The sequence below is a fragment of the Couchioplanes caeruleus genome (assembly GCF_023499255.1).
Classification (GTDB): Bacteria; Actinomycetota; Actinomycetes; order Mycobacteriales; family Micromonosporaceae; genus Actinoplanes; species Actinoplanes caeruleus_A.
In genome coordinates this window covers 1,718,719-1,735,101 of sequence record NZ_CP092183.1, presented here as the reverse complement: position 1 = coordinate 1,735,101, position 16,383 = coordinate 1,718,719, and the positions used below count along the sequence as shown (strand labels likewise).

The window sequence follows — 16,383 nt, the reverse complement described above, 5'->3', positions numbered from 1 at the left end:
CCTCGGGGCACCTTCCTGCCGGTCGCGCTTCGCCGCCTTGCCCGCCGCGCCGGCCCGCGTCGGCCGCGGCGACGGTCACGCCACGGCCAGGCCCGCCGCCAGGAGCAGGACCAGACCGATCGGAAGGTACGCCAGCGGTGGACGCAGCCACGCCTCACGGCCGGCGACGCGTCCGGCCCCGGCGAGGAAGTACAGCCCGGCACCGGTCAACGGAAGCCCCAGAGTCAGGAGTACGGCGGGCACGACGCCGCGCGCCACCGGGTCGCTCACGAACGTCACGTGGACGAGCAGAAGCAGCGCGGGAACCAGCAGGACGCCGGTGACCGCAGCGAAGATCACCGCGGTGACCGGGCGGCGCGAGTTGTAGACGCTCTCCGGCCGGGATCCCGCCGCCAGCGGGATCATGCTGGTCGGCTCGTTGTACGCCGAACTCCCCGGAACGGACGGCGCGGCCGCCGCATCGGGCAGCGCGCCCGCCCCGTACGTCGTGGTGGTCGTCACGGTGGACACCGCGGGCGAGGCGGGTGCCGGGTCGGCCGCCGAGGTGGGGTTGCTGGTCGGCCGGATCGTCGGATATTCCGGGCCGCGTACGGGGATCCGCATCGAACCAGAGTCGACCGATGACGTCGCGTAGCTGCCCGACGTCGTCACCGGGTCGGACGGGGCGTACGACGCCGGGCTCGCGTACGGGTCGGCGGGTCGCTGCTCGGGCAACCGGAAGGCGCCGCTGGGGCGCTCGTGCACGCCGGAGTCATAAGGGCTCGAACCGGGCGCCGGAGCCGCGTACGACCCCTGCCCGTCCGACGTCCGCTGTCCGGTGTACCAGCTGGGCTCCGGCTCTTCGGCGTACCGGCGATGTGCGTCCACGATTCCGCACCGTAGGTGACGCGGAGGCGTCGTGCCACCGGTGAGCCCCTATCACGTGACAACGGTGACGCAGGGGTTATCCACAGTCGCGCTCTGTCCACAGGCAGCCCCCGGCCCGGCCGCCACCTGCGCCAAGGTGTCGGCCATGACGAACGAAAGACGGGCGGTCGGCGCGTACGGGGAACGCCTCGCGGAACGCCACCTGCTGGACCAGGGGCTGGTGGTGCTGGAACGCAACTGGCGCTGCGGCGACGGCGAGATCGACCTCATCCTCCGCGACGGCCAGGCCATCGTCTTCTGCGAGGTGAAAACCCGCCGCGGCGACACGTACGGCACCCCCGCCGAAGCGATCAGCCCCACGAAGGTCAAGCGCCTGCGCCGGCTCGCGGCCCGATGGCTGACCGAGAGGCCCGTACGGCCCCAGGAGGTCCGCTTCGACGTGGTGGCAGTCGTGGCGCAACCGAAGGGACCGGCCCGGGTCGAGCACCTGCGCGCGGCGTTCTGACATGAGCTACGCCAGAGTCCTCTGCGTCGGCCTCGTCGGGGTGACGGGACACGTGGTCGAAGTCGAGGCCGATCTCTCCGTCGGGCTGCCGGCCCTCGTGCTGACCGGGCTTCCCGACACGGCACTCAACGAGGCAAGGGACCGCGTACGCGCCGCGGTCGTGAACTCGGGCCAGCGCTGGCCCAATCGCCGCATCACGGTGAACCTGCTCCCGGCCACGTTGCCGAAGCAGGGCAGTTCCTTCGATCTCGCCATCGCGTGCGCACTGCTCGCCGGCGCGGGTGAACTGCCGCTGGCACCCATGGACGGCGTCGTGGTGCTCGGCGAACTCGGCCTCGACGGGACGGTTCGACCGGTCCGGGGGATCCTCCCGATGGTTGCTGCCGCCGCGTCCGCCCGGCTCGGCCAGGTGGTAGTTCCGCTGGAGAACGCCCGCGAGGCGACGATGGTCCCCGGAGTGACGGTGCAAGCTGTCGACTCGCTGCACCGCCTGGTCGCGTTCATCCGGGGTGAGGACGACCTCCTCGAACCGCCACCGCAGATCCCGGAGCCGGTGGCCACCGGTCCGGACATGGCGGACATCGCCGGGCAGGAGCTGGGCCGCTACGCCTTGGAGGTCGCCGCTGCGGGTGGCCACCACCTCGCGATGTTCGGACCACCGGGCGCCGGCAAGACCATGCTCGCCGAGCGTCTGCCCTCGATCCTGCCGCACCTCGACGACGCCTCGGCTCTGGAAGTGACAGCCCTGCAGTCCATCGCCGGTGTCCTTCCTCCGGACGGCAGGCTGGTCCGGCGGCCTCCTTTCCAGGCACCACACCACAGCGCGACCTTGGCCGCCCTCGTCGGCGGCGGGTCCGGGCTCGCCCGGCCGGGCGCCATCTCCCTGGCCCACCGCGGGGTGCTCTTCCTGGACGAGGCCCCGGAGTTCGCCAACGCCACCCTGCAGGCTCTCCGGCAACCGCTCGAGAGCGGGCGGATCGTCCTTGCCCGAGCCCGCGGCAACACGGAATACCCGGCACAAGTGCAGGTCGTTATGGCCGCGAATCCATGCCCTTGCGCGAACCCGGCCGGAGACCAGTACTGCCAATGCACCGCCCTGGTGAGGCGTCGCTACATCGGCAAGCTGTCCGGTCCGCTCCTCGACCGCATCGACATCCAGATCAAGCTCGAACCGATCCGGGCCGCCCAGCTCATGACCGCGACGGCGCCGGCCGAGAGCTCCGCCGCGGTGGCGCGCCGCGTCGCCGACGCCCGCGCCGCGGCGGCGGCCCGCTGGGCGCCGGAAGGCTGGCGGGTCAACGCGGAGGTCCCCGGACCGTATCTCCGGCGGCCTCCCTGGCGACTGGCGCCGAAGGCGACGGCGGCGCTCCGCCAAGGCCTCGACCGCGGCTCGCTGTCGGCGCGGGGATTCGACCGGATCTTGCGGCTTGCCTGGTCGATCGCGGACCTCGACGGGCGCGACCGGCCGGCCGGCTCCGATGTGGACGAGGCCGCTCAACTCAGAATGGGAGAAGCCATTGACCGGCAAGCCGGACGTTGACCGCAGACCCGCCGACAGCGACGCCGACCGGATGGCGCGCGTGGCGCTCACCTGGCTCGCCGAGCCCGGCAATCGCATCGTCTGGCATCTCGTGCAGGCGCACGGCGCGGAGGCCACGCTTTCGCGGTTGCTCGACGGCGATATTCCAGAAGCAGCTTTGCGTACGGCGGTCCTGACGCGTTCGGGCCTGGGCGACCCCCGGCGGATCGCGGAGGTGGCCATGGGGCGGGCTCGCCGGCTCGGCACCCGGGTGGTCGTACCGTCCGACGCGGAGTGGCCGGCCGGCGTCGAGTCGCTGGCCACTCTGGAACTCGACGTCGCCGGAAGAATCAATCGCGACGTACGCCCCCCGCTCTGTTTATGGGTACGCGGCACCCGGCCGCTCAGTGACGCGTTCGAGCGTTCGGTGGCGATCGTCGGCGCCCGGGCCGCGACCCCGTACGGCGTGCACGTCACGAGCGACCTGGCGTACGGGATCGCCGAGCAGGAGTGGACGGTCGTGTCCGGCGGCGCGTTCGGTATCGATGCGGCGGCCCATCGGGCGGCGCTCTCGGCGGGCGGGTGCACGGTCGCCGTGCTGGCGTGCGGTGTCGACCGGCCGTACCCGATGGGCAACGCCGCCATGTTCGAACAGATAGCGGACAGCGGCCTGCTGATGAGCGAATGGCTCCCCGGCGCCGAGCCGCTGCGCCACCGCTTCCTCATCCGTAACCGCGTCATCGCCGCCGCCACGGCCGGGACGGTGGTCGTCGAAGCTGCCGCACGTAGCGGCGCCGTGCAGACGATGAGCCGCGTGGTGTCCCTCAATCGTCACGCGATGGTCGTCCCGGGCCCGATCACGTCGGCTATGTCGGTCGGGTGCCACGAGTTACTGCGCCGCTATCCGCAGGCGCGGGTGGTGACGAACGTGGCCCATGTCCTCGATGAGGTCGGCAAGATCGGCGAATACCTGTCCGAGCCGGCTCGCGGGCGTGATCACGTGCGCGACGACCTGGACGAGGAGTCGGCGCTGGTGCTGGAGGCGGTACCGCTGCGCGGCGCGGTGGGGCCGGAACAGCTGGCGGCGAAGGCGGGGCTGGGCGTACGCACCGTTCTGCGGAGGCTGTCGCTCCTGGAGATGAAAGGCCTGGTGGTACGCCGGGACAACGGGATAGCGCTGGCCCGCGGCGGCACCGGCCAATGACATCGCCCGTACGCCTGCTGCAGTCGCTCTGGACTCAGGCGCCGTTTACCGCTCTCGCCTCGCGTGCGATGTTGCCGCGCGAGGGCGCATGTTTCTGCCGCGCGGCGGCATATCGGCCCGTCCGCGCGGTGGTCCCACCGGGGTCCGGTGGGTCATGCCTCCGCGTCGTCGATGTCGCGGCGGTGGACCTTCATCCACGCCTCGACATCCTCGGCCAGCCAGACCTTGCCCTGCTTGAGATCTGCGATCGGCGCGGGGAAGTCGGCTCTGCTGGTGATCTGGTACGCGCGCTGGCGGCTCACTCCGCCCAGACGGAGGCGGATCTCATGCGCACCCATGAGTCGGATCGACTTAGCCACATGATCGACCGTAGACGCATGACTATTAGTCATAGGTCAACTTGGCGAAAGACAGCTAGTTACCCGTCAACTAGGGTTGTCGCATGACTATCCCACGTCAAAGGGGCCCTCAGCAGGCTCTTCATCCGCCCGTCCACAAACGCCAATGGCGCAGTCTGTGGCGCCGCTGCGCTTGCGGACACTCGATCCCGTGCCCGGCGGCCAACCAGCTGCCGTCTCCTGTACCGCCCCGGGCGACGTCCGGACCAACCTTCGCCCTGACGCCTGCGCGCCCCGGGATTTTCCCGCCCGCAGCGGACCCCGCGAGTGGTGAGACGCTCCAGCCCGCCGCGGATGCCGACGTCGATCGCTCGAGGCGGCACCCTACCGGATACGACCTCGGCGACTTCGAGCCCACGGTCACGCTTCCCGGCCGGCGACAACAGCCGGGCGGCTCCCGCACGGCACCGTCCAGCCTCGCCGCCCCTTCGCCCGAGACCCGGCACGAGGGCACCGCAGCTGCATCACCGGACCGCGCTGGAGGTCCCACGGCAGCGTCCTCGCCACCTACGCCGTTCCCCCACCTGTCGCCGCCGACCTTCTCCCCTGCTAACGAGGCACCGTACGACGATCTCCCCGGAGAGTGGAGACGCCATCCACGAGACTTCACAACCCCGATGCGACAACGGCCCACCCCGCAGCGCGCCTCGCCCGCCGCACCGCCACCGCACCGACCACGCCACGGCGCAACGCCGCTCCTGCACCGGACTCACACGCACGGCGATCCCCCCGCGGTTGCCGCCGGCACCCTCCACCCCTTCGACGATCGGACGTCAGCGGACGCGCAGGCGCGTCCGCTGACTGCTGTCCGAGCCGGCGAACCCGAATCGGTCGACACCACGCCGGCCAGTCCCACACATGCCTGCGCCCCCAACCCGCCGAATCACCACCCGGTCCGCGCACCGCAGCCCCGCCCCGCTGACCCGACGGATCGCGCCCAGCACACCTACAGTGCCAATCCGCCGAACACTCCGAGCCACACGTCAAGCGCCGCCGCCGACCGGCCGGGCCACCTCCCGGTCCGCACGCCACACGCCGCCGCCGACCGGCCGGGCCACCTCCCGGTCCACACGCCGCACGCCGACCGGCCGGGCCATCTCCATGTCCGCCCGTCGCACGCCGCTGCGGACCGGCCGAGCCACCTCGCGGTCCTCCCTTCGCGTGCTTGCGCCGCCGACCTGCCGGAGCTTCGCCGAAGCCGTGTTTCTCCCACCTGCGCCACGGGCCCGGCAAGTGCAATGCAGGGCGGCCCGAAGGTGCCACCTCAGTGGAACGCCCCGACGATGCCGCTCGCGCAGATCGGGCGGGCGGGCGACCTGACGCCGGCGCAAGCGTTCCGCGCAGACCGGGGACCGGCGTGATGGTCCCGGTAGTCCGCTCGAATGCGCCTCAGTTCTCGATCATGTCGCCGTGGCACAACGCCGCTCGGCGAATGCTTTCGCCGGCGACCGCTCGCACCCGGCTCAGCTGTAAGTCCATCAACGTCCCGGCTCGGCGTGACGCATCAACCAACGGCCCGGTGTGGCGTCACGCGGCGTCAATTGGCGTCCCCGGTCGGTGCAGCAAGGCGTCGATCAACTCTGCGAGCCGGCGCATCACGGCGTTCCCCGGCTCCAGTCAGCACAACGCGGCCCTACCGCGCTTCGCTCAGCGCAGCTCGACACTACGCCGCGTCGCTCAGCCCAGTTCGGAACTACGCGGCGTCGCTCAGCCCAGCGCGACATCACCCCGCGTCGCTCAGCCCAACGCGACGCCGCCTCGCTCCCCCAACTGCCGTCGCAGCAAGGCGTCCGGTAAGCCCTCGCCAGAGGATTCGGGCGGAATCGCGTCCGGCCGCAGTCACGGCGTCCGCGACCCGACGGTTGCCACCTCTTGGGGCGCAACGCCTTCGGCGCCGGTGGGGCATCGATCCTCGCGGTGGCAGGTCTTCACCGGGTCCGAGATCACGGCGCGGTGGGGCCGCCGGTGGTGAGGTCGTCCGGGGATATGCCGTGGCCTGCCATCACGCATGTCGGCGTAGGACCAGGCTGGGATTGTGTGGCCTGCACTCAACCCTGGCCGTGCGCGCAGGCCAAGGAGGAACTACTGGTCGAGTTCAAGCGGTTTCCGTCGAGCTTGACCATCTACATGTCCGCGTACCTGTCCCAGGCAGTCGAGGACTACGGGGCGCACGGCAAGATGCCGCCGCCGGATCTGTGGGACCGGTTCCTTGGATGGATCAAGGCAACGAACCCGGCACCCTGACCGTGGCCGGAGTTGCATCAGGCGCGGAACCTCCAACAAGCCCGGCGCCGTCACCAAGTGGCCCGCACGTTCAGCGAGCGACCAGCACGTGCAGCAAGTGACCAGCACGTCAAGCGAGCGGTCCGCTCGTTCGGCAAGTGATCCGTACGTTCAGCAAGTGATCCGTACGTTCAGCGAGTGAGCCGACGTCACGTGTTCACGAGAACTTGGAGAGCGCCGGCGGGCGCGGAGGGCGGGACCCAGCGATGCTCCATCAGCCAGCCGCGGCTCGGTGCTCAGGCCGTACGGGATGCTGCTGCAAGGCCCTGTTCCGCGAGCCGGCGGCCAACGCAGGGCCAGTAGCCGCCGCAGGCCGCGCAAAGGCCCGCGGCAACGTCACCCTGGCCGTCAGGTTTGGGGCGATGGTCGCGATACAGGCCGCTGGACAAGCGCCAGAGCAGGGAGTTCGCACCGGTGGGCGGGTCTGCGGGCGGCTCTTCGCCCTCCCAACCCCTGTGCGGCATGGACGCTCCCGCTCGACGATTCGGTGATGGCAGACGGCGGCCGGGACCTTGGGAACCGCCGACCGCCGCCGCCGTGCACCACGCGATCAAGCTCGGCCTTCTCAGCGTGGCCGGGATATCGTACCGACATCATGTCGTACGTACAATGCTATGGAACATCGTGACCACGTACGGTGTCAGCCATGATCGATCCCTCGGCCGACCGCGCGGTGTTCCGCCAGCTCGCCGATCTGTTGCGCAACCAGATCGAGTCCGGTGACCTGGGTCCGGGCGAGCCGCTGCCGAGCGAATTGCGCCTGGCGCAGGAGTACGGCATCAGCCGCACCACGGTGCGGCAGGCCATCGGTCAGCTCCGCACCGAGGGTCTGGTCACAGTGGACCGGCCGCGCGGCACGTTCGTCCGGGTACCGGAGCCGACGGAGATGGTGACCCTCGGCCGGGGCGAGAAGGTGAGCGCCCGCATGCCGACCGACGCCGAACGCCGCACCCACCGCCTGGGCGAGGGCGTACCGGTGCTGGTGGTCACGGCCGCCGACGGCACGACCACGGTCTACCCGGCGGACCGGGTACAGCTCACCCGGCCCTGACCGGCCCCATCCACCACTCGGCCAGCCGAAGAAGCGCCCGCGCCGAAAGCCCTGAGCGGACCGAGCAGCTGGACAAGCCGCAACGCCGAGGACCCCCAGCAGCCGGGCGGACTTGAGCGCCCAAGACCGCGAGCGGACCCATCAGACGGAGCCGCCGGACAAGCCGCAACGCCGAGGGCCTCCAGCAGCCGGGCGGACTTGAGCGCCCAGGACCGCGAGCGGACCCATGGGACCGAGCCGCCGGTCAAGCCGCAGCTCCGAGAGCTCCGAGAGCTCCGAGAGCTCCGAGCGGACCAAACGAACCGACCAGCCGAACGAGTCCCAGCACGAAACGCGAGCGACCTCAGGCGGTCCGGTCGGCCGACGGGCAGAGAACGCCGAGCAAGCTGCCGCGAACTGGCCAGCGGGCGGGCACGAGCAGCGGAAGCGCGCTCAGGCCGTCATCGCCGAGGCAGCCGGCGCGCGAAGCGGGACAAGCGACCGCGCCGAGAACACCGACTGTGTGCTCAGGCGAATCGACCGCTCGGACCGATCCTCTAGTGGCGGGCGCGGCGGCGGTAGCCGTGCGTCGCGTCCCAGGACTCCACCACCAGGTGGTCGGTCGGCTCTCCCACGTACACCACCGACACCTCCCTGATGTCGACGCGGAAGAAGCCCGCGCCCGGATGTTCCTCCCTCGCCGGGATCTCGATGGCCGTCCCCGCCAGCTTTGCCTCGCCCAGCCACTGTTCCGGGTGGTCGGCCGGGGGTTCGAGGGTGGGGCTGTGGATCGCGATGCGGGGGTCGCGGCGGATGTCGAGGAGCTTCATCGAGCCGCCCATCGAACCGAAGGTCATCTCGCCGTCGGTGAAGGCGAGTTCGGTGCCGCTGATGCGGGGTGAGCCGTCGCGGCGGAGGGTGGCGATGGTCTTGTTGGTACCCGCGTCGAAACGGGCCTTCACCTTGGCGGCGAACTCCGATTGATCCTTCTCGATCTCGTGCCAGCTGGCCATGGGTCGACCCTAGAAGAGGGGTACGACAAAATGTGCGGGCGAAGACGGCTCAGAAAAGGTCGTACTGTTCCTTCGCAAGCCTGAACCCGTGCCCCGTGGCGGTGTTCTCGCAGCGCATGCCCGCACTCGCGCTGTCGCACCGGATCGGGCCCGCCTTCAGCGACTGGCCGTACTCGAGCTTGTCCCGCGCTCCCAGGACCGTGTCGCCGGCGCAGGTGAAGGTGGCTTCACCGGCCTTGCCGACCGCGACGCCGAACCCCCAGTCCAGGGTGCACGAGTCCGGCGCCGGCGGCGGGGCCCAGGCTTTCTTGGCGATGTCACAACGGGCGCCCTCCGCGGTCAGGTAGCACCCGATGTTGCCCGACGGCGAAGCGAACGCGGCCTCGGTCACCACGGAGGGGCGGGGCTGCGGCGAAGCCTCGGTGGGTCCCGGGGAATCGTTCGGTGCCGGGGCGTCGCCCAGACCGTCGTTCGAGGCCACAGTCGGCGTCGAGGCGCCGTCGTTGCGCGGACCCGAGGAGCTCGAGCAGGCGACGAGCGCGGCCACCAGCGCGACCGAAGCCGTGAAGGCAAGCCACCGGACCCCCGACGCGGGACGCGCCCTCCGTGGGCCCACCGCCAGTGCGGCCGCGGCCACCGGGCCCACCGCCGGCGAGTAGGCCGCCGACGGGCCGGCGGCCGGCGAACCCACAGCCAGTGAAGAAGCCACCGGTGAGCCCGCAGCCAGCGGACAAGCCGCCGGTGAGCCCGCAGCCAGCGGATAAGCCGCCGGTGAGCCCGCAGCCAGCGGATAAGCCGCCGGTGAGCCCGCAGCCAGCGGATAAGCCGCCGGTGGCGCGGCAGCCGGTGAGCCCGCAGCCGGTGGACGAGCCGCCGGTGGGCGCGCCGGCGCCCGGTCTGCGGTCGTTGCCATGTCGCTCCCCCCGTGACCCGTCCATCCGGGCGCTGAACTGCCCGGACCCGGCGACGCCGGAGCGAAAGAACGGGCCTGATGGGGAATCATAGGCACGTGGAGCAATGCCGATGACCACCCGCGCAGCCGAGGGACGCCGCCGGACCGCGCGCGGTCCGGATGGCCACGGCGCCCGCGATCGCGCCCGAGCGGTGCGGGCACCTCGAGGATCCACGCCAACGGCGGAACGCTCCAAGAGCACCCCACCGGCAGAGTGCCCAGAACGACCCCGGAGCGCTCGCCAGCAGAGTGTCCAGAACGCCTCAAGAGCGCCTTACCGGCGAAGCGCCGGAGATCCGCGGACAGCCGGCGAGCCCGCAGTGAGCGCCCCACCGGCACGAGACCGGACATTCGCGGACGGCTGGCGCGGCGCGATGAGCGCCCCGACCACCGACGGCGCCGGAGGTCCGCGATGAGAAACCCCGTCATCGGGAGAGCAACGGAGATCCGTGGACGGTCGGTGAGGACGTGGTGAGCAGCCGGGCGACCCACGAGGCGTTGCCGCCCGCCATGCGCGAGGCCGTCGACGAGTTCGGCCTGCATCTGGCGCGCGTCGAGAACCGGTCCGCTCATACCGTGCGGGCGTACGTCGGGGATGTGGTGTCGCTGCTCGACCATGCCGTTCGGGCCGGGTGTGGCACGCCCGGCGACCTTGACATCGCCGTGCTGCGGGGGTGGCTGGCCGAGCGGATGGCCGGCGGTGCCGCGCGGACGTCGCAGGCACGGCGGGCCGCGGCCGCCCGGGTCTTCACCGCCTGGGCGCATCGGCAGGGGTTGGCTGCCGCCGATGTGGGGGCGCAGCTGGCCAGTCCGAAGGGGCATCGCGATCTGCCGTCGGTGTTGCGCGCCGAGCAGGCGGCCGAGCTGGTCGTCGCCGCGGCCGATCCGCATGGCGTACGCGACCGGGCCGTCCTCGAGCTGCTCTACGCGACGGGCGTACGGGTGAGCGAGCTCTGCGGCCTGGACATCGCCGACGTCGACGAGGCCCGCCGGCTGGTCCGCGTGTTCGGCAAAGGCGCCAAGGAGCGGGCTGTCCCGTACGGCGTGCCGGCCCAGCGCGCCCTCGACGACTGGCTCGCGCACGGCCGCCCGAAGCTGGCGCACGCGACCAGTGGTGACGCCCTGTTCCTCGGCGCGCGCGGTGGCCGCCTGCAGCAGACGGTCGTACGCCGGATCGTGCGCGCCGCCGCCCTGTCCGCGGGGCTGCCGCACACCAGCCCGCACGACCTGCGCCACTCGGCGGCCACGCACCTGGTGGACGGCGGCGCGGATCTGCGGGCCGTGCAGGATCTGCTGGGTCATTCGTCGCTGTCGAGCACGCAGATCTACACGCACGTGTCGACGGAGCGGCTGCGGGCGGCGTTCGAGCAGGCCCACCCGCGGGCGTGACCGTGCCGGCCGGGAAAAGAGAAAGATTCGCGAGGTCAGCCGCTTCGTCGCGTACGATCGCAGCGTGAGCGCCGGAGATCCGCCCCCGCCCATTCCGGGAGCGCGGCTCCTCTTCTCGATCGATCCGGGCACCGCCTACCTGAACCACGGCTCGTTCGGGGCCGTGCCGATCGGCGTGCAGCGGGCCCAGCAGCGGCTGCGTGACGAGGTCGAGCGCAACCCGATGTCGTTCTTCGCCGCGCCGGGGATCATCGAGCGGATCGTCCACACCCGACGTCATCTGGCGCAGTTCCTGGGCGCGGACCCGGAGGGCAGCGCGCTCGTGCCCAACACCACCGCGGGCGTCTCGCTGGTGTTGCAGTCGCTGCGGCTGCAGCCGGGCGACGAGGTGCTGCTCACCGATCACGGGTACGGCTCGAACGCGCTGGCGACCCGGCGGCAGTGCCGGCGGGACGGCGCCACCGCGCGGACCGTGGCGTTGCCCTTGGACGCGGGCGACGCCGAGATCGTGTCCCGGATCCGCGGGGCGCTGCGGCCGGGGAAGACGAAGCTGGTCATGGTCGACCAGGTGACGTCGCCGACCGCGAAGGTGCTGCCGGTGGCGGAGATCGCAGCCGCCGCCCGGGCGCACGAGATTCCGGTGTTCGTCGACGCCGCGCACGTGCCGGGCATGCTGCCGGTCGAGGTGGACCGGATCGGCGCCGACTTCTGGGTGGGCAACCTGCACAAGTGGGCGTACGCGCCGCGCGGAACCGCGCTGCTGGTGGTGGCGCCGGCCTGGCGCCGGCGCGTGGAGCCGCTGGTGGTGTCGTGGGAGCAGGACGCCGGCTTCCCGCTGTCGGTGGAATTCCAGGGGACGGTGGACTACAGCCCGTGGCTCGCCGCTCCCACCGGGCTGTTCACGATGCGCACGCTGGGTGTGGACGCCGTGCGACGGCACAATGCGGCGCTGGCGGCGTACGGTCAGCGGGTTGTCGGCGAGGCCCTCGGCCTCGCGCCCGCCGACCTGCCGGACCCGGGTGCGGCGGAGGCCTCGATGCGGATCCTGCCGCTGCCGGCCGGCACCGCGACGACGCAGCCGGAGGCGCAGCTGCTGCGCCAGCGCATCGCGGAGAAGCTGGCGACCGAGGTGGCGGTGAACGCGTGGGGCGGCCGCGGGTGGCTGCGGCTGAGCGCCCAGGTCTACAACCGTGCGGAGGAATACGACCGCCTCGCGGAACGCCTGCCCGAGCTGCTCGCCGACGAGTAGGCGGATCACAGCGGGAGCAGGCGGACCCGCCCGGCGCCGAGCAGGGTCAGCGGGTCGAGGTAGTCGTCACCGCGCCGCAGTCCCCAGTGCAGGCAGGCCGGGGACGGGCATCCGGGATGCCCCGGTGCCAGCGTGCCGAGCTGCTGCCCGGCCGCGACCGGGTCGCCGACGTGCAGCGGTCCCGCGGACACCGGCTCGTACGTCGTGCGCAGCCCGCCGGGGTGGGCGACGCTCACCACTCCCCGCCCGGCGATCCGGCCGACGAAGACGATCGTGCCCGCCGCCGCGGCCCGGACCGGGGTGCCCGGCGGCGCCGCCAGGTCGACGCCGCGGTGGCCGGCCTGCCACGGGTGCGGCGGCGGGTCGAAGCGGCGGGTCACCTGGGGGTCGGCGACCGGCCACGTGGCGGTCAGGGACAGCAGGAGCGACAGCAGGAGAGCCATGCCCGGCATCGTGCCGGATCCGCCGCGGTTGCCGCGGAAGGCCTGTGGATAACCTCTAGCCGCCGAAGCCGGCGTCGTCCGGCAGGGAGATGTCGGGCTTCTCGAGCTCCTCGACGTTGACGTCCTTGAAGGTCATCACGCGGACGTTCTTCACGAAGCGGGCGGGGCGGTACATGTCCCAGACCCACGCGTCGTGCATCTCCACCTCGAAGTAGACCTCGCCGTCCGAGTTACGCACGTGCAGATCCACCTGGTTGGCCAGGTAGAAGCGGCGTTCCGTCTCCACCACGTACGAGAACTGGCGGACGATGTCGCGGTACTCCCGGTAGAGCTGCAGCTCCATCTCGGTCTCGTACTTCTCGAGATCCTCTGCGCTCATCGCTTCTCGCCCTCCATGGCCTCATCTTCCCCCACCGGCACCGGCGGCCGAGGCTGCTCGCCCGACGCCACGCCGACGGTACCCTCCAGCGCGGCCTCCAGCATCAGCGGCTCGGCGGAAGCGCCACCCGAGCCGGCGATCGAGGCGCCGTCGAGCGGGGCGTCGAAGAGCGACGGCGCCGCCGGAACGGGAGCGGGCCGCCGGGCCCGCGGCGGCCGGTTCACCCGCCCGGATGCCGTCGCCACGTTCACATATGAGAACCGGTGCTCCACGCACGGCCCGTGGGCGCTCAGGGCGGCGCTGTGCTCGTCGGTGATGTAGCCCTTGTGCACCGCGAACCCGTAGTCCGGGAACTGCCCGTCCAGCTCGACCATCAGCCGGTCCCGGGTGACCTTGGCCAGCACGCTGGCCGCCGCGACGCACGCCGCGACGCGGTCGCCCTTCCAGACCGCGAGGCCGGGTGCGCCGAGGCCGTCGACCGGGAAACCGTCGGTGAGCACGTAGTCCGGGATGGTGGTCAGCGAGGCCAGCGCGCGGCGCATCGCGGCCAGGTTGCAGACGTGCAGGCCGCGGGCGTCGACCTCGGCCGGCGGGACGATCACGACGGACCAGGTCAGGGCGCGCTTGACGACCTCGTCGTAGACGCGTTCGCGCGCCGCCGGGGTGAGGAGCTTGGAGTCGGCGAGCTCGTCGATCTCGCCGCGCCGGCCCTCGGGCAGGATGACCGCGCCGGCCACGAGCGGCCCGGCGCAGGCGCCGCGGCCGGCCTCGTCGGCGCCGGCCACGTTGCGGAAACCCCGGCGCTGCAGCGCCCGCTCCAGGGCGTAGAGGCCGCCTTCGCGGCGGACGACGGTGCGTGGCGGAGCGAGCATCAGAAACCTCCCGACGGTACGCCCTGGGCCGCGCACCGCCGCAGCAGTTCCGCGAGCCCGGCCGGGTAGATCTCCTCGTCCGCGGCCTCGATCTCGGCGATGGTCCACCAGCGGTGCCCGATGATGCTGTGGCGCTCGTCGGCGTCGAGACCGGTGTCGTCGATGGTCCATTCCGGCGGCCGGTACGCGAAAAAGTCCTGCTCCTGCCGGTACAGCCGGGCGTTGAAGCTGAACTCGGTCACCTCGCTGTGCACCGGCTCGCCGAGCTCGGCGGGGTCCACCCGCAGGCCGGTCTCCTCGAACAGCTCCCGTGCGGCCCCCTGAGCGGGTGTCTCGCCGTCGTGGAGGCCGCCGCCGGGCGTGAGCCACCAAAGCCGGCCGGGCTGGGCCGGGTCGCCGCCGTGCAGCAGCAACGCGCGCCCGGCGGCGTCGATCAGGAGCACCCGTGCGGCGCGCCGGTCGATGTACGTCACCCGCCCAGCCTATTGCGCCGGGCGTCGATCTTGACCCGGGGTCCGGCCCGGGCCTACTTCGCGGGCGCCGCGTCCGGGATGGCGTCGAACTGGTCGGGCACGGGCAGCCAGGTGGCGCGGTTGACCGGCCAGAAGATGGTGAAGGCGCGCCCGACCACGGAGTCGGCCTTGATCGTGGCCTCCTCGATGTTCTCCGTCTGCTCCCAGTGCTCCAGGGAGTCACCGGAGGCGGAGCGGTGGTCACCCATCACCCAGAGCCGGCCTTTCGGCACGGTGATGTCGAACGGCTCGTCGGCGGCCGGGTCCTGGTTGCCCTGCTCGTCCTTGTAGATGTACGGCTCGTCGAGCGAGTGGCCGTTGACCATCAGGCGCTGCTGGGCGTCGCAGCAGACCAGGTGGTCGCCGCCGACGCCGATGATGCGCTTGATGAAGTCCTCGCCCTCGGTGCCGCTCTGCCAGTCCGTCGGCGCCTTGAAGACGATGATCTCGCCGCGACGGGGGTCGCGGAAGTCGTACACGAGCTTGTTGACCAGCACCCGGTCCCAGATGTTGAGCGTGTGCTCCATCGACGGCGACGGGATGTAGAAGGTCTGCAGGACGAAGGCGCGCACCAGAAAGGCGACGAGGATCGCCACGCCCAGCAGGATGGGCAGCTCGCGCCAGAAGGACCCACGGCGCTTCTCGCCGGTCTGCTCGTCAATCACGAACGGAGCCTACGTCGCCGCGGCCGTAACCACAGTCCGGAACGCGCGGATACGCCGACACTTAAGAGGAACGGCAGCATTGCCGTCGTGGTGACCGGATCGGGCCCACGGGCCGGTTCGGCGCCGAGCGGAGCGGCCCCGACGGGGTGCGCGGCCGCATACGCCTTCCAGTTGTCGGGAACAGTGAGGCTGGTGAAGCGGCTGGTGGGCCACACGACGACGAACGCCCGCCCGATCACGTTGTCGATCGGCACCGGGCCCTGGCAGCGCGCGTCCTGGGACACGAGCCGGTGGTCGCCCATGACAAACATCTCACCCGCGGGGACGGTCACCTCGGCGAAGCGCCGGCTGCTGCATTGGCGCGGGTTGGGCGGCTGGTCGAGCGGCGAGTTCTCCTCGACGTACGGCTCGTCGATCGGCTCGCCGTTGACGGTGATGCGGCCCTTCTCGTCGCAGCACGCCACTTTGTCGCCGGGGAGCCCGATGACCCGCTTGATGAAGTCGCGTTCCCCCGGGCGGCTGACGCCGACGAGGTCGCCGATCGTGCGGCCGAGCTTGGCGCCGAAGGTGTTGCTGACGGGCTGCGTGGGCTGTTCGGGGGCCCAGTTGTCGGTGCCGCGGAACACCACGATCTCGCCGCGGATCGGGTCGCGCATGTCGTAGACGACCTTGTTGACCAGAACCCGGTCGCCGACCAGCAGCGTGTTCTCCATCGAGCCGGACGGGATGAAGAACGCCTGGACCAGAAAGGTACGGATGAGCACGGCCAGGCAGAAGGCCACCACGAGCAGCAGCGGGAGCTCCTGCCACAGCGGCATCTCCTTGCGCCGGATCACCCGCCCGCGGCGCCGCCCGGAGGAGGTGCCCCGGTAGCCCTGCATCGGTTCCACGCTACGTTTCTCCCGCCGCCGTCCGGGCCGACCCGCCCCGGATACAGCACTACCGCCCGGCCGGCGCCTTGCGGGGCGCTGTCGGGCGGTAGTGCGAATGGCCTACCGGCGCGGCGATCGCCGTGCCGGCGCTGATCCCATCCGTCACTGGCGCAAGCGTAGTTCGCCCACGCAGCAAACGTCAGTCCGAGTGAATACGGCTCGGACCGGCAC

At 71.6% G+C, this 16,383-nt stretch carries 17 protein-coding genes and 1 pseudogene; 7 read left to right on the top strand and 11 right to left on the bottom strand.

Annotated features, from left to right (window positions below):
* Positions 1-75: 75 nt before the first annotated feature.
* The gene (locus COUCH_RS08250) at positions 76-867 is read right to left on the bottom strand and encodes a hypothetical protein (RefSeq protein ID WP_249611481.1); all 792 of its coding nucleotides are present in this window, start codon (positions 865-867) and stop codon (positions 76-78) included.
* Between the two features lie 145 nt (positions 868-1,012).
* Between COUCH_RS08250 and COUCH_RS08245 the strand changes: the two genes are divergently transcribed.
* The 3 genes from COUCH_RS08245 to dprA are packed head-to-tail and all read left to right on the top strand — an operon-like array spanning position 1,013 to position 4,095.
* Complete coding sequence (locus tag COUCH_RS08245) at positions 1,013-1,372, top strand: YraN family protein (RefSeq protein WP_249611480.1); 360 nt, start codon at positions 1,013-1,015, stop codon at positions 1,370-1,372.
* A 1-nt stretch (position 1,373) separates the two neighbouring features.
* On the top strand, positions 1,374-2,912 hold the full coding sequence (locus tag COUCH_RS08240; protein WP_249611479.1) for a YifB family Mg chelatase-like AAA ATPase: 1,539 nt from the start codon (positions 1,374-1,376) through the stop codon (positions 2,910-2,912).
* Positions 2,913-2,943: 31 nt separating this feature from the next.
* The gene (gene dprA, locus COUCH_RS08235) at positions 2,944-4,095 is read left to right on the top strand and encodes a DNA-processing protein DprA (RefSeq protein ID WP_249613623.1); all 1,152 of its coding nucleotides are present in this window, start codon (positions 2,944-2,946) and stop codon (positions 4,093-4,095) included.
* 152 nt (positions 4,096-4,247) lie between these two features.
* Here dprA and COUCH_RS08230 read toward each other — a convergent pair whose 3' ends face one another.
* On the bottom strand, positions 4,248-4,433 hold the full coding sequence (locus tag COUCH_RS08230; RefSeq protein WP_249613622.1) for a DNA-binding protein: 186 nt from the start codon (positions 4,431-4,433) through the stop codon (positions 4,248-4,250).
* A gap of 1,043 nt (positions 4,434-5,476) precedes the next feature.
* Positions 5,477-5,635, bottom strand: coding sequence for a hypothetical protein (locus COUCH_RS08225; protein ID WP_249611478.1), 159 nt, complete (start codon positions 5,633-5,635; stop codon positions 5,477-5,479).
* An 895-nt stretch (positions 5,636-6,530) separates the two neighbouring features.
* On the opposite strand from COUCH_RS08225, the gene COUCH_RS08220 reads away from it, so the two are divergent.
* Both COUCH_RS08220 and COUCH_RS08215 read left to right on the top strand, forming a co-directional pair.
* Positions 6,531-6,737: a hypothetical protein gene (locus tag COUCH_RS08220; protein ID WP_249611477.1), complete on the top strand. Its 207-nt coding sequence runs from the start codon at positions 6,531-6,533 to the stop codon at positions 6,735-6,737.
* Between the two features lie 685 nt (positions 6,738-7,422).
* Positions 7,423-7,827, top strand: a complete 405-nt coding sequence (locus tag COUCH_RS08215; protein WP_249611476.1) for a winged helix-turn-helix domain-containing protein — start codon at positions 7,423-7,425, stop codon at positions 7,825-7,827.
* 536 nt (positions 7,828-8,363) lie between these two features.
* Here the strand turns inward: COUCH_RS08215 and COUCH_RS08210 are convergent.
* Positions 8,364-8,819 (bottom strand): pyridoxamine 5'-phosphate oxidase family protein, encoded by a 456-nt coding sequence (locus tag COUCH_RS08210; RefSeq protein ID WP_249611475.1) that lies wholly within the window; start codon positions 8,817-8,819, stop codon positions 8,364-8,366.
* 49 nt (positions 8,820-8,868) lie between these two features.
* Positions 8,869-9,366, bottom strand: coding sequence for a DUF6636 domain-containing protein (locus COUCH_RS08205; RefSeq protein ID WP_249611474.1), 498 nt, complete (start codon positions 9,364-9,366; stop codon positions 8,869-8,871).
* Positions 9,367-10,281: 915 nt separating this feature from the next.
* Between COUCH_RS08205 and COUCH_RS08200 the strand changes: the two genes are divergently transcribed.
* On the top strand, positions 10,282-11,160 hold the full coding sequence (locus COUCH_RS08200; protein ID WP_249613621.1) for a tyrosine recombinase XerC: 879 nt from the start codon (positions 10,282-10,284) through the stop codon (positions 11,158-11,160).
* 64 nt (positions 11,161-11,224) lie between these two features.
* Positions 11,225-12,409: an aminotransferase class V-fold PLP-dependent enzyme gene (locus COUCH_RS08195; protein WP_249611473.1), complete on the top strand. Its 1,185-nt coding sequence runs from the start codon at positions 11,225-11,227 to the stop codon at positions 12,407-12,409.
* Between the two features lie 5 nt (positions 12,410-12,414).
* On the opposite strand, the pseudogene COUCH_RS08190 reads toward COUCH_RS08195, so the two are convergent.
* The 6 genes and pseudogenes from COUCH_RS08190 to lepB (COUCH_RS08165) form a co-directional block, all read right to left on the bottom strand.
* A pseudogene (locus COUCH_RS08190) lies at positions 12,415-12,876 on the bottom strand (M23 family metallopeptidase); the annotation flags it as partial.
* 31 nt (positions 12,877-12,907) lie between these two features.
* Positions 12,908-13,231: a DUF2469 domain-containing protein gene (locus tag COUCH_RS08185; protein WP_014447123.1), complete on the bottom strand. Its 324-nt coding sequence runs from the start codon at positions 13,229-13,231 to the stop codon at positions 12,908-12,910.
* Positions 13,228-14,103: a ribonuclease HII gene (locus COUCH_RS08180; protein WP_249611472.1), complete on the bottom strand. Its 876-nt coding sequence runs from the start codon at positions 14,101-14,103 to the stop codon at positions 13,228-13,230. Before COUCH_RS08180 ends, COUCH_RS08185 begins: the two co-directional genes overlap by 4 nt.
* A complete protein-coding gene (locus COUCH_RS08175; RefSeq protein ID WP_249611471.1) occupies positions 14,103-14,576 on the bottom strand; it encodes an NUDIX hydrolase in 474 nt (157 codons plus the stop codon). Before COUCH_RS08175 ends, COUCH_RS08180 begins: the two co-directional genes overlap by 1 nt.
* Before the next feature lie 53 nt (positions 14,577-14,629).
* Positions 14,630-15,280, bottom strand: coding sequence for a signal peptidase I (gene lepB / locus COUCH_RS08170; RefSeq protein ID WP_249611470.1), 651 nt, complete (start codon positions 15,278-15,280; stop codon positions 14,630-14,632).
* Positions 15,277-16,161, bottom strand: coding sequence for a signal peptidase I (lepB, locus tag COUCH_RS08165; protein ID WP_249611469.1), 885 nt, complete (start codon positions 16,159-16,161; stop codon positions 15,277-15,279). Before lepB (COUCH_RS08165) ends, lepB (COUCH_RS08170) begins: the two co-directional genes overlap by 4 nt.
* Between the last annotated feature and the right edge of the window lie 222 nt (positions 16,162-16,383).

Bases quoted from the DNA above. Each gene is read 5' to 3' on its own strand.
- COUCH_RS08245 (WP_249611480.1), top strand. From the start codon at position 1,013: ATGACGAACGAAAGACGGGCGGTCGGCGCGTACGGGGAACGCCTCGCG.
- COUCH_RS08230 (WP_249613622.1), bottom strand. From the start codon at position 4,433: ATGGGTGCGCATGAGATCCGCCTCCGTCTGGGCGGAGTGAGCCGCCAG.
- COUCH_RS08240 (WP_249611479.1), top strand. From the start codon at position 1,374: ATGAGCTACGCCAGAGTCCTCTGCGTCGGCCTCGTCGGGGTGACGGGA.
- COUCH_RS08210 (WP_249611475.1), bottom strand. From the start codon at position 8,819: ATGGCCAGCTGGCACGAGATCGAGAAGGATCAATCGGAGTTCGCCGCC.
- COUCH_RS08185 (WP_014447123.1), bottom strand. From the start codon at position 13,231: ATGAGCGCAGAGGATCTCGAGAAGTACGAGACCGAGATGGAGCTGCAG.
- COUCH_RS08200 (WP_249613621.1), top strand. From the start codon at position 10,282: ATGCGCGAGGCCGTCGACGAGTTCGGCCTGCATCTGGCGCGCGTCGAG.
- dprA (WP_249613623.1), top strand. From the start codon at position 2,944: ATGGCGCGCGTGGCGCTCACCTGGCTCGCCGAGCCCGGCAATCGCATC.
- lepB (WP_249611469.1), bottom strand. From the start codon at position 16,161: ATGCAGGGCTACCGGGGCACCTCCTCCGGGCGGCGCCGCGGGCGGGTG.
- COUCH_RS08215 (WP_249611476.1), top strand. From the start codon at position 7,423: ATGATCGATCCCTCGGCCGACCGCGCGGTGTTCCGCCAGCTCGCCGAT.
- COUCH_RS08180 (WP_249611472.1), bottom strand. From the start codon at position 14,103: ATGCTCGCTCCGCCACGCACCGTCGTCCGCCGCGAAGGCGGCCTCTAC.